10 protein-coding genes are annotated in these 11,632 nt (G+C 69.4%); 6 read left to right on the top strand and 4 right to left on the bottom strand.

What is annotated here, in order from left to right:
* Positions 1–545: 545 nt before the first annotated feature.
* The 3 genes from ACFZBX_RS34945 (at position 546) to ACFZBX_RS34935 (ending at position 6,068) form a co-directional block, all read left to right on the top strand.
* A complete protein-coding gene (locus ACFZBX_RS34945; RefSeq protein ID WP_391537840.1) occupies positions 546–3,131 on the top strand; it encodes a Helicase associated domain protein in 2,586 nt (861 codons plus the stop codon).
* A gap of 198 nt (positions 3,132–3,329) precedes the next feature.
* Positions 3,330–5,396 carry a pentapeptide repeat-containing protein gene (locus ACFZBX_RS34940; RefSeq protein WP_391537839.1) on the top strand — a complete coding sequence of 689 codons (2,067 nt, stop codon included), beginning with the start codon at positions 3,330–3,332 and terminating at the stop codon, positions 5,394–5,396.
* Between the two features lie 261 nt (positions 5,397–5,657).
* A complete protein-coding gene (locus ACFZBX_RS34935; protein ID WP_391537838.1) occupies positions 5,658–6,068 on the top strand; it encodes a helicase associated domain-containing protein in 411 nt (136 codons plus the stop codon).
* 132 nt (positions 6,069–6,200) lie between these two features.
* Here the strand turns inward: ACFZBX_RS34935 and ACFZBX_RS34930 are convergent, their stop codons facing one another.
* Together ACFZBX_RS34930 and ACFZBX_RS34925 are read right to left on the bottom strand one after the other, a co-directional pair.
* Positions 6,201–7,175, bottom strand: a complete 975-nt coding sequence (locus ACFZBX_RS34930; RefSeq protein ID WP_391537837.1) for a hypothetical protein — start codon at positions 7,173–7,175, stop codon at positions 6,201–6,203.
* Entirely contained in the window at positions 7,172–7,486 is a 315-nt protein-coding gene (locus ACFZBX_RS34925) for a PadR family transcriptional regulator (RefSeq protein ID WP_391537836.1), read from the bottom strand. The genes ACFZBX_RS34930 and ACFZBX_RS34925 overlap by 4 nt, the downstream gene beginning before the upstream one ends.
* 386 nt (positions 7,487–7,872) lie before the next feature.
* Between ACFZBX_RS34925 and ACFZBX_RS34920 the strand changes: the two genes are divergently transcribed.
* Both ACFZBX_RS34920 and ACFZBX_RS34915 read left to right on the top strand, forming a co-directional pair.
* Positions 7,873–8,043 (top strand): hypothetical protein, encoded by a 171-nt coding sequence (locus ACFZBX_RS34920; protein ID WP_391537835.1) that lies wholly within the window; start codon positions 7,873–7,875, stop codon positions 8,041–8,043.
* Entirely contained in the window at positions 8,040–8,900 is an 861-nt protein-coding gene (locus ACFZBX_RS34915) for a hypothetical protein (protein ID WP_391537834.1), read from the top strand. Before ACFZBX_RS34920 ends, ACFZBX_RS34915 begins: the two co-directional genes overlap by 4 nt.
* A 59-nt stretch (positions 8,901–8,959) precedes the next feature.
* Here ACFZBX_RS34915 and ACFZBX_RS34910 read toward each other — a convergent pair whose 3' ends face one another.
* On the bottom strand, positions 8,960–9,358 hold the full coding sequence (locus ACFZBX_RS34910) for a hypothetical protein (protein WP_391537833.1): 399 nt from the start codon (positions 9,356–9,358) through the stop codon (positions 8,960–8,962).
* A 187-nt stretch (positions 9,359–9,545) separates the two neighbouring features.
* Here ACFZBX_RS34910 and ACFZBX_RS34905 point away from each other — a divergent pair, with 187 nt between their 5' ends.
* Entirely contained in the window at positions 9,546–10,418 is an 873-nt protein-coding gene (locus ACFZBX_RS34905; protein WP_391537832.1) for an AAA domain-containing protein, read from the top strand.
* Positions 10,419–10,493: 75 nt separating this feature from the next.
* On the opposite strand, the gene ACFZBX_RS34900 is transcribed toward ACFZBX_RS34905, so the two are convergent.
* Positions 10,494–11,528: a hypothetical protein gene (locus ACFZBX_RS34900; RefSeq protein ID WP_391537831.1), complete on the bottom strand. Its 1,035-nt coding sequence runs from the start codon at positions 11,526–11,528 to the stop codon at positions 10,494–10,496.
* Positions 11,529–11,632: the final 104 nt, after the last annotated feature.

Here is an 11,632-nt window from a genome sequence, read left to right as displayed (position 1 = left end):
CGGACCCGCTCCGCGTGTCCGCACCCGGGCTTCGCCCGGGTGGGCCCGGCGCTTCGCGCCTTGGCCGGCCTCACTCCGCTTCGCTCCATGAGGCCTGGGGGCTGAGGCAGGATCATAGGCTTGAACTGGATTTTTGGCTGACCTTACGACAGGCTAACTGGGGAGGGGTTGGTGTGCCGGGGGCGCGTGCGGGTCTGATTCACTCCTGTCAGATTGGTCTAGTCCACGGTCTAGACCACCGTTTCGGTCTCGCGGCAGATCGGGGTGCGCTACCCTCGGAGGGTGAGCAACGGTCTCCAGTGTATCAGTCTCAGTGTGTCAGGCGATCCCGCCGAAAGTGGGGTCCGGGCCCGTGCTTTTCGGGCATTCGCCGGAATTCGTGACCGAGGACTGATATCCTGCCGGATAGTCGCTTCTGTCGCGCAGGTTTTCCGGTCGCCACGGTTTTCTGGCCGGTCCGTCGAATGTATCAGTAGGGCACTGTCAGTTTTTCCCGTGTGGTCCCTGGTGTGGGCCCGGGAATGGGTGAGGGGAGACACGTCTTCGTGAACGTCGTAAAGCCTGGCCTGAAGGCCGCTCAGTCCGCTGCCGGCATCTCGCTGCGCGGGCACCAGGAGGAGGCGCTGGAGGCCATCGTGCGGGGCTTGACGCCCCATCCGGGGTACCCGGCGCCGAACGGGCTGCGGGTAACGGTGCAGATGGCCACCGGGTCGGGGAAGTCGTACGTCGGGGCGGCGGCCGGCCAGAAACTGGTGCCCCGAGGCGTGGTCCTGGTGGTCGTGCCGACCCTGGACCTGCTGGTGCAGATGGTCGGCGCCTGGCGGGCGGCCGGGCGCGCCGGGGACATGCACGCCATCTGCTCCCTGGTCGACCGTGAGCTGCCGTTCGGGGTGATGGCGAGCACCAGCCCGCTGATGATCGGCAGGTGGCTGGAGCACGCCGCGAGGCACCGCCGGCCGACCACCCTGTTCGCCACCTACACCTCGGTCGGGGCGGTGAAGGACGCCTACGAGTACTGGGCGGAGCGCCAGGGTGAGGTCCTGCCCCCGCTCGGGCTGATGGTCTGCGACGAGGCGCACCGCTCCTCCGGCAGTGTCGAGAAGACCTGGACCGTGGTGCACGACCAGAGCGCCATCCCAGCGGACCGCCGGCTGTACATGACGGCGACACCGCGGATCTGGGCGCCGCCGAAGCGCTCCGTAAAGGGCCGTGAGGGTGCCTATCAGCCGCTGCCGGAGGAGCTGGCGGTGTCCATGGACGACCAGCGGGTCTTCGGCCCGCACGTCTACTCCCTGGGCCTGGCGGAGGCGATCGACCGCAAGTTGTTGGCCCCGTTCGAGATCGTGGTCCTGGAGCTGCGCGACCCGCTCGGCGACCGGGCCGCGGCCGAGGCGCAGGGCGTGCCGTGGGGCCCGGGCGTAGGTGAGGCGGAGGACGGGAGCGAGGACGAGGTGCCGGCCGCGCGGATCGCGGCCATCCAGGCCGGGCTGGCCAAGACCGTGGTCGAGCGGGACCTGGAGCGGTGCATCACGTTCCACAGCCGCACGATCGAGGCCCGCTATTTCTCCGAGACGCTGAATCAGACGGTCGAGAAGCTGCACTTCGAGAACCCGCAGAAATACCCGCCCGAGTTCTGGTCGCAGTGGCTCTCCGGTGAGCACGAGATCGACTACCGCAAGGAGCTGATCGGGGACTTCGGGAAGGGCGAGGAGGGCGACGGGCTCAAGCACAGAATTTTCAGCAACTGCAAAGTCCTGGGCGAAGGTGTCGACATGCCGAATGCGGATTCGGTTCTTCTGCAGGGCCGGGGCAGCATGGTAGATATCGTCCAGGCCATCGGCCGGGCCCTGCGTATGCAGCCCGGCGAGGGGAAGACCGCCAGCCTGATCGTGCCGGTCTTCCTCAAGCCCGGAGAGGAGCCGGGGGACATTCTGGAGTCGGACTCCTACGGGCCCCTGGTCAAGATCCTTACCGCTTTGCGCAGCCACGACGCCAAGGTGGTCGAGGCCCTCGCGGTACCGCAGAAGTCCGGCAAGCGGACCAAGGGGCGCAGCGCCGAGGCTGCTTCCGGCCCTGGTGAGAGCATGGTCGGTGGGGGTGGCGGGTCGGCGTTCACGCTGCCGGTGCGGTTCCAGACGCCGGTCGACGAGAACGTGCTCGCCCTTTTCATCGCCTCCCGGGTTCTGGTCGGCGAGACGCAGTTGTGGCGTGAAGGAATCGGCCACGCGCGGCGGTGGTTCGAGGAGACCGGCGGCCTCGACGTCCCCTATTCCGCGCTCGTCGGGGAAAACGGTAATTACCCGCTCGGAAAGTGGCTGTCAGACCGGCGCGGCGAGAATGCGAATGGTGAGCTGGCGCCATACCGGGTCGAGATGCTCGACGCGCTCGGCATGATCTGGTCCGTGAGCGACGCCCGCTTCGAGGCCGGCCTCGACTGGGCCCGGGTCTGGGCGAAGGGCCACGGCGGCTCGCTCGCGGCACCGGCGCGGGCATCGGTCGGCGGCTACGCGATCGGGACCTGGCTCTCGGAGCTGCGGGCCGCAGCGCAGGTGCCGGCGGGCGAGCCGGGGGCGCTGGCGCCGGAGCGGCGCCGCGCGCTGGAGGAGATCGACCCGTGGTGGTCCCCGGTGTGGCCGGTGACCTGGCAGCGCGCCTACGCGACTGCCCGGATGTGGTGGCTGGACACCGACGGCCTGGTCGACTGGACCTCCCTGCCCCTGGACACCGTCTACGAGGGCGAGCAACTCGGCCGCTGGGTCCAGGCGCAGCGCGCCGGCTGGCCCGGCCTGGAGGCCGACCAGCAGGACCTGCTCGCCGCGATCGGCATCGAGGCCGACCCCGAGCTGGTGGCCGCGAAGGCCGCCGCCGAGGCAAAGCCGAAGACCTCGCGCGCCGACAGGTTCCAGCAGGGCCTGGCCGCGCTCGCCCAGTTCGTCGAGCGCGAGCAGCACCCCCGGGTCCCCCGCCCGCACAAGGAACCGGTCGAGACCGTGGAAGCCGGCCCCGGCGGCGAGGTCGTGGTGTCCCACTTCGCCCTGGGCACCTGGCTCAACAACCAGAAAGCCCGCCGGGCCAAGCTCACGCCGGGCCAGCTCGCGCAGCTCGCCGAACACGGCGTGGAGTGGGCGTAGCGGGGCGTCCTCCGTCCTGGCCGGGCTGGCGTCGCTGACCTGCGTCGATGCTTCGACCAGAGGGCCATGGAAGGCCGCAAAGTCAGTGGTATTGCTCCTAGGCCACGCTTTCGGGCCGCTGGTGGGGTTCTGCACCAGCTCTGTCACAGCTTGCGTATCTCCTCCATACGTGGATTGGGTAGCCATTAGAAAACGTTCATGAACGCCGCATCCAGCGTCACCGAGCCATCCTGGGATCATTGCGGAGAAGGGGTCACCGCCGCTGACCTAGTGGGTTGCCGGGGTATTCGTGTGGGGTCCGACGGTCGGTGCCTTGCCCATCTTCCGGATTCGGACCGCGTCGCTTACCTAACCGCGCTCGCGCCCGGTAGCGACCTCGACCTGCGTGGCACCACCATCGACGAAACCCTGCTGTCCAGCATCCGCGCCGCCTGCACCGACCGTTCGACGACAAATCCCCGCTTCGGTCGGACGGACTTCACCGAGAGCACCTTCACCGGCGATGCCCGCTTCTACTCGGCCACCTTCACCGGCGACGCCAAGTTCGAATTGGCCACCTTCACCGGCGACGCGGGATTCGACGCGGTCACCTTCAGTGGCGACGCCAAGTTCGAATCGGCCACATTCACCGGCGACGCCGAGTTCCACGCCGTCGACTTCATCGGACACGCGGAGTTCGACGCGGCCACCTTCGTCGGCGACGCCAAGTTCCACGCGGCTTTCACCGGAGGCGCCCGGTTCGCCTGGGCCACCTTCCGCAGCAACGCCCAGTTCATCTCGGCCACCTTCACCAGCTACACCTGGTTCAACTCGGCCACCTTCGTTGGCGACGCCATGTTCAACTCGGCCACCTTCAGCGGCAGCACGGGGTTCGACTCGGCCACCTTCCGCAGCGACGCCAGGTTCCGCTCAACTACCTTCACCAGCACTGCGGGGTTCGGCTCGGCCACCTTCCGCGGAAGCGCGGAGTTCGACTCCGCCACCTTCACCAGCGACGCCCGCTTCAACTCGGCCACCTTCCGCAGCGACGCCAGGTTCGACTCGGCTACCTTCACCGGCAATGCCTGGTTCGACTCGGCCGTCTTCACCGGCGACGCTCGGTTCGACTTGGCCACCTTCGCGGGCAACGCCCTGTTTCGTTCGGCTGCCTTCGAAGGGCTGCAGCATCTGGGCCCGATGACCTGCGCGGGCGAGATCCGGTTCGATGGCGCCCGGTTCACCGGGACCCAGGTCACCGTCGAGGCTGCCGCCCTTTCCCTGGTGTTCGAACGGGCAGCTTTCGAAGGATCGGTGGTGCTGCGGCTGCGGTACGCGACGGTGGTGCTGAGCCGCGCGAGCCTGGCCGCACCCATGGCCTTGCAGGCCTGGCCCGTCCCGTTCAGAACTGTTTTGGACGAGAGCCTGCTCGCCAACGGCGACTACCCACCCGGTGTCCGGCTAGCGTCGCTGGACGGCGTGGACGCAGCCCACTTGGTCCTGACCGACGTCAACCTGGACGAGTGCCGATTCACCGGCGCGTTCCACCTCGACCAGATCCGGATCGAGTTCGGCTGCCGCTTCGCAGCACCCCCCACCGGTTGGCGCCGGTGGGGAGTGCTGCCCGCCCGCTGGTCCCGGCGCAAGGTCCTCGCAGAGGAGCAGCACTGGCGGTTGCTGATGGGTGGGCGAGCCGGAAGGGGGTGGCTGGCGGACCCGCATCACGGGGTGCCGGGACTGGGGGCGGGTCCGGAGGATCTGGCGGGGGTGTACCAGCAGTTGCGGAAGGCGTTCGAGGAGGCGGGCAACGAGCCGGACGCGGCGGACTTCTACTACGGCGAGATGGAGATGCGCCGCCACGACCGGCAGCGGCCGCGGGCCGAGCGGCGGCTGCTGTGGGCGTACTGGCTGGCGTCGGGGTACGGGTTGCGGGCGTCGCGGGCCCTGTCGTGGTTGGTGGCAGCGATGGGGGTCACCTTGCTCCTGATGATGTTGTTCGGGCTTCCGGACGACAGCCCGGTCCCGCAGACCAACGGGACGTACGGTGCCGGGGTGGTAAAGGTGTCGACGAAGACCCCGGACCCGGTCCTGACTCTGCCCGTGCGCCAGCGGGTCAGCACGGCGCGGGTGGAGAAGGCCGCCCTGGTGGTGGTGAACTCGGTGGTGTTCCGTTCCAGCGGACAGAACCTCACCCTGCCCGGGACTGTGATCGAGATGGCCTCCCGGATCGGTGAACCCGTCCTGCTGGGCCTCGCCGCCCTCGCGGTGCGCAGCCGTGTGAAACGCTGACCGCCTCGGCTCGGCCGAGCGGGGTGGGCCTCTGGGCATGGCCCAAAGGGTCGGCCGGTCCCGGAGGCCGACCGGCCGACCGTCTTCATCGCTGGTCGGCGGTCTCGAAGCCCGCCCCGAACCGCAGGCCCCTGCGGCGGTGCTGCCCGGGAAACCGGGCGCTAACACCGGAGCGCCAACGGGCACTGGAGGAAATCGCCTCTGGTTGTACCCGGCCTCGCCCATCACCTGACAACTCGCCTACGCAACCGCCCGGATGTGGTGGCTGGACACCGACGGCCTGGTCGACTGGCCCCGGCTGCCCCTGGACACGGTGTTCGAGGGCGAGCAGCTCGGCCGCTGGGTACAGGCGCAGCGCGGGCCGGCTGGCCGGACCTGGAGGCCGACCAGCGGGACCTGCTGTCGGCGATCGGCATCGAGCCGGACCGGGAGCTGGTCGCCGCGAAGGCCGCCGCCGAGGCGAAGCCGACGCTCTCCCGCGGCGACCGGTTCGCCCATGGCCTGGCGGCGCTCGCCCAGTTCGTCGAGCGCGAGGGCCACGCGAGGGTTCCGCGGACGCACAAGGAGGGCGGGGTGTCGCTCGGAACCTGGCTGAACAACCAGAAAGCACGCCGGGACAAGCTCACCGGCGAGCAGCTCCGGCAGCTGGAGGCCCTCGGGGTCGGCTGGTAGGAAGGTGGCGTCATTGTGGAAGGCCGTCACCCTGTGGGTGGCGGCCTTCGGTCTGTGGGGGCCTTCATCGAGCGGCGATCGCCGGTCGGTGCTGGCTGCTCACCACCCAGCATCGATAGCCAGGAGCTGTCTCTACTGGTCCGCGCGGCCAGCAGTCTCAGGCGTATCGCTGAGCTCGATCGCTCGGTGGCGACGCAACATACTGGCTGCCGCCTGAAGAGTCCCGTAGACGATGCCTCCCGTCCCAATGCCATCGCTCAGGAGGCCGTGGAGCCCATCGGTGAACTGGAAGTAGATGGCCACCGCGCCGACCGCAGCGGCGATCGAGTTGGTGGTACGGGCCTTGCTCCTCAGAATCCAGTCGACCGGCACCCACAACGGTGCCCCGAGGGTGTGAAGGCGCAGCTTCAATCCGGCGAGAACGAATCCGATCCCGAGGAGGCGAGCTTGGCGGGGGGTGACCATGATGCCGTCCTCGGGAGACCCCGCAAGGTCAGCTTGCCATGCCTCGCGAAGGTGGGCATGACCTGGTCCGGCTAGCCGGGTGGCGAAGAAGGCGAGTGCCTGGCCCGGCGACTGCGGTGAGCGGCGGAGCCGCGAGAAGTAGCGCCACAGGGAGCGGCCGGCAAGGATCTCCGCTGCAGTGAACGTTCGCTCACGCCGTTTGTGATTCCGCTGAAGTCGGTCGGCTCTCACCTCAAGGGTGTGGACTTCGGCCATGAGGCTGGCTTGCTTCGCGCGGTATCGCTGACCGATCTCCTCGACGTCGTCAAGGTTCTGGGCGACGTCGCACGACGCCGCGAATTCAGCGTCGAACGTCTTCACCTTGTCTCGAAGGTCGTTGGCTTTCCAGGTGATCTCCTCCCGTGCGGCGTCGTCCTCAGCAATCTGCCTTCTCATTTTGCGGAGAAGGATCAGCACCCAGTGGGCGGCGACGCTCCAGAGACTCACCAGAACGTACAGGGCTCCCGCTGCTAGGCCGGACGGCTGATTGCTCCAGGCTCCCACCAGTGTGTTGGACCAGAGGATGACGTTGACCAGCGCGAGTACGAGAAGTGCGGATTGCGCGAAGAGGCTCTGTGACAGTGCGAGCAGGGGGCGGATCATGCGTTCACTCCTGCTGTGCCGAACATGTGGCGACGTCGCTGGCGGGCCCGAAGTGCCTCGGTCGCCTGGAGCCGTCCGGTTCCGGTGAGCTGGTAAAAGCGCCGGGGCGGTCGGCCCGGGTGGGGGGCGGTCTCGGTGAACGACTCGACCCAGCCACGCTCGGAGAGTCGTTCCAGGATCGGGTAGACGGTGCCGGAACCCAGATCGGCCTCGACGCAGATCTTCAGCCCCCATGCGGGGTCATCGTCGGTCGCGGCCAAGAGAACTTCCAGCACCCCGATGGTCGGTTTGGTCATACGCGGGGTGCTCATGGTGATGATGGTTCCACCAGAACGAGCGTTTGTCGAGTACGAGTCTCGTATTCGACAGAAGGTGCAGCTGATGGCATGTGCCAGCGCCGCTGCCAGGTCCCGCTAGCCCTGTTTCAGGCAGGGACCAGCCAGCCTGCTGTGCCCTCGTCGACCGGCCGCTCAGTTCGTCTTCGAAGACGCCGTCGAGCAGCCGCGTTGAGCGGAGTCGGCCGTCGGCTGCGCTTTCGGATGAACCCTGGGGATTCCCCGTCACTTGGCGCTCGCCGGACGCGGTAGACCCGGCATGAGAACCCTGCGCACCGCCCTCGCCATCGTCTCCATCGCCGTCCCCTCCCTGCTCCTTGCTCCTGCCCTCCAGCACGGCCGCAGCTGCGCCCGGTGAGGTGGTGAGCGCCCCGCTGTCGGAGCTGGTCGCGGCGCTACCCGTCGAGGCCAAGGGCCCGCGCGACGGCTACTCCCGCGAGCAGTTCAAGCACTGGATCGACGCCGACCGCGACGGCTGCAACACCCGGAACGAGGTCCTGCTGCGCGATGCCGTCACCGGCCCGCGCCCGTGAAGGTTCCGCACACCCGGCAGCCCGACGCCGTCCGGCACGCGGTCCAGCAACTCGACAAGGCGTTCCACGACAAGGATCCCGAACAGGTCTCCGAGGCGATGCTCGCCGTGGAGCAGCTCCTGGCCGAAGGGCACGGCGAGGACGCGGACCGCGTCCTGCGCGACGCACACCTGCGGGGACAGCACTGGCGGGAGCAGCGGAACAAGCGCCGGACCGCCGCCGTCGCGCAGCTCCGCAGCAGGCACGCCGCCAACCTCCCGCCCGGTACCTCCCTGAACGACGCGCTCCGGCTGGTGAGCGACGTGGACGCGCCCGCCCACGAGAAGGCCGCCGTCCAGGAGATCCAGCGTCAGCTGACCGAGAGGGCCCGGCAGGACGCGGTACCGCACCAGGCGCCCCACCCTCGCACAAGCCTGGACGAGGCCATCGCCGCCGCCCGCGAACGCCTGCAGGAGGAAGAACAACGACGGGCGCGCGAACAGAAGGAACAGACACTCCACTCCCGGACGGACGAGTTCGCCAACCTCGCCCGCCCGGTCCTCGGCGCCCTCAAGAAGGCCGCCGGGGAAGGCGAGACACGGACCTGGGCCGACATCGCACGGCGCACCGGCACACCGCAGCTCAAGCGGCTCAACGAGCGCGACAAGCTCGAGGTCCTGGCCTTCGTCGAGCGCGCCACCCCGCCGGACGCCCCGTGCTGGTCGGTGCTCCTCGCCGCCGGCGGTAACACCGCTGCCCGTCGGCTCCACCGCGACCTCGCGCACCGCCTCGGCCGGCCGGTGCCCGATGACGACGCCGGGCTCACCGCCCGGCTGGAAACCGAGCTGAACGAACTGTTCCGGCACAACCGGCGATAGCCCGCCGGGCCCTACGACAACGCTGCAGGCCGTCGTCCCTGGATGGCGGCCTGCGGAGGTCAGCGGGCCGTCAGCTCTCCAGCCAGCCGGTGCATGAGGGAGACGGCCATGCCGTTGAGGGCAACCGCGTCCGCGCGCACCCAGGTCGCCCGGGCGAGCGCGCCGTCCTGGTGCTGTACTCCGCTGGCCTGGTTGAAGACACGCTGGATCAGCTCAGCGTAACCGTCGGCCATCTCGGCGAGCCGGTCCAGCATCACCCCGTACCGGTCGCCCTGGTCCTGGTTCTTGCGCGCCTTGGCGACGTCCTGGGGCCAGACCTTCATGTCGCGCATGTCGCTGATGGCCAGGCGCGTCTCGCGGATGGCATCGGCGTACTCGCCCGCAGTGATCTGCCGGTCGGCCGCACACAGGTGGCCGCCGGCCTTGGCCAGCAGGCCCTGGTCGAGCGGCAGCGGCACGCCGACGGTCGATCGCGGACCACGTCCTGTCTGTCGAACCAGCCGAACGGCGCCGCCGGGGGGGTACCGGCGTCACGGACGAGCGCGGCAATGTGGGTGGTGAGGGTGGTGGCGCGCAGGTCGAGACCGGTGAGGAACTGGTGGGCGAGGTCGAGGTCGTCGGCGGCGGCCCCGGGCCGGTCAAGGCATGGACAAACGCCAGCAGGCCTCGGGAGGTGGCGGCCTCGCCGGCGACGCCGTGGTGTTCGGCTTCGGTGCGGGCGGCCTCGTGGGCAGCGGCCCGGTCCGCCTCGGCGCGGACCCACCAAAGGTCGCCGAGAACACGGTACTGGCGGCCGGCCCAGCCGAGGCTCTGGGCAGTGGCGAGCACGGTGGGGAAGCCGCCGTCGAGTCGGGCGAGGTAGGCAAGTCCCCGGCGGGCGGCGGGAGCGAGGCAGGTGGTACCGGCGGCGACCTGCTGCATGCCCTGACGAGAGGCACCGGAGCGGCCAAGCTCGCAGTAAGCCGGGCCATTCGCACCGGACACCCCCGCGCACCGCATGTGACAGTCGACACCGCGAACCGGTTCCAGGGCCGCGAGTTCGAGATCGTCATCGTCGTCCACCCGCTGTCAGGGCGCCGGTACGCCAGCGCCTTCCACCCGGACGCCGGACGCCTGTGCGTCCTCACCTCCCGCCACCGGCAGGGCTGCATCGTCGTCACCCACGAAGGAACCGTCGACAGCCACCGCCCCCGTCCGCCTGTCCGTGCCGGCCAAGTTCCCCGACGGCTGGGAAAGCCACAACCAGACCATGCTCGCCAAACTCAACCAGCACCGCCGAACTTGATGTCAAGAACTACTGCTGGATCATGTCGGTGCCAGACACGTGCCTGGTACACGGGCCAACCGGACTCCGTCAGCGTTCCACCCGTGACGGGTACGGCTGCCCCGAGCCCGGGCAGGGCGACGGCGCAGGTCAGGATCAGGGCAAGGACTGATCGCCGCGGCCACCCCGGGATGTCACGGAGCCGAGTGCGGACGGCATCGCCGACGAGGGGTCCGCACGGCCTGGGCGCCTGACCGGTTTCCTCGCAAGTGGCCCGGTGCTGCCGATCTGCAGCGGATGCCAGGACGGGGCGTGGCCGCCCAGGCCGGTCAACGACGCGAGATGCGCAGCCAGTCCGTGGCAGGCAGGTCGAGGGCCGCCAGGATCCGGGCAAACAGTGCCGCCATGAGGACGAAGACGAGCAGGAGCACGGCTTCCGGCACCTGGAAGTGTGTCAGGCTGACGACGACGCCGAGCAGGGCGAGGACCATGACGGTCTGGACGGTGACGGCCAAGGCGGTGTGACGGCGTGGGGAGCGTGCAGGTCTCCAGTCCATCTCGGTACGCAGCACGGCGGGATCGGCGACCAGCAGGGAGTGCAGTGCGCTCTCGTGGGGCTTGACCGCCCCGGTGAGGACAGCCGCGCAGAGTTCGGCGATGCGGGCTTGGCTGTCCTGCGGCCGCTGCAGGAGCCGTGTGCGCTCGTCCTTGAGGTTGGCCAGCAGGTTCTCGGCGTTGGAGACGATCTCGGTGCGCGCGTGCGGGTCGGTGCGGGCCGACAGGGCCGTCGCTTGCAGCAGGACGGTCCGGCACAGGGTGTTGACCGCCGCCGACAGGGCCTGGGTCCTGCTCTGGTGGCCCCTGGCCAGGCGGACGGCCTCCTCACCGGTGCCCAGGAGTTCGGCCACGTTCATGGCCGCGCGCGTGGTCGAGGCGAAGACGGTGCCCCGTGCGGTGGCACGGGCGTCGGCGAGAGCCAGCCCCGTGGTGGTCAGCAGCATGCCGTAGACGATGCCAATACCCCAGCCGGTGCCCTGGGCCGCCGTCGCCGCGAGGACCAGCAGGAACGGTACGGCCCAGGTCAGCAGCACACCGGCCTTGTGCGCGCCGACGGCTGCGGACCGCCTGGCCATCGCGTCACAGTCCGGCAGCCCGGTGGGGGAAGCACCGTGCTGGCGCAGCGTGTCGCGGACACGGTGCGCGCCGGCCAGGTGCCGGTTCCAGGCGAAGGTGCGCAGCGGGCGGATGACCTGCAGGATCCGGCCGGGGCGCCGGTTTGAGCGGATCCACGGGGCCGCGACGAACAGCAGGGTGAAGAGGACCCACACCAGCCAGACGGCGAGCACGGTCGGGAGATCTGTCATGCGCGAAAGTGCATCATCCGGCTGTGACAGGCCCTGTATGCGTGGCCTCGTGCTGCGGCATCCGGCCTCGTCCCGTAGCGCCGGGTGCGGGCCCGCCGAGCGCA

Origin of the sequence: Kitasatospora sp. NPDC008115 (genome assembly GCF_042957205.1) — a bacterium.
Classification (GTDB): Bacteria; Actinomycetota; Actinomycetes; order Streptomycetales; family Streptomycetaceae; genus Kitasatospora.
Note: the sequence above shows the minus strand (reverse complement) of the source record. Positions and strands in the feature narration are given on the sequence as shown.

Coding starts and splice junctions, on each gene's coding strand:
- ACFZBX_RS34940 (WP_391537839.1), top strand. CDS start 3,330: ATGAACGCCGCATCCAGCGTCACCGAGCCATCCTGGGATCATTGCGGA.
- ACFZBX_RS34930 (WP_391537837.1), bottom strand. CDS start 7,175: ATGATCCGCCCCCTGCTCGCACTGTCACAGAGCCTCTTCGCGCAATCC.
- ACFZBX_RS34925 (WP_391537836.1), bottom strand. CDS start 7,486: ATGAGCACCCCGCGTATGACCAAACCGACCATCGGGGTGCTGGAAGTT.
- ACFZBX_RS34905 (WP_391537832.1), top strand. CDS start 9,546: ATGGACAAACGCCAGCAGGCCTCGGGAGGTGGCGGCCTCGCCGGCGAC.
- ACFZBX_RS34900 (WP_391537831.1), bottom strand. CDS start 11,528: ATGACAGATCTCCCGACCGTGCTCGCCGTCTGGCTGGTGTGGGTCCTC.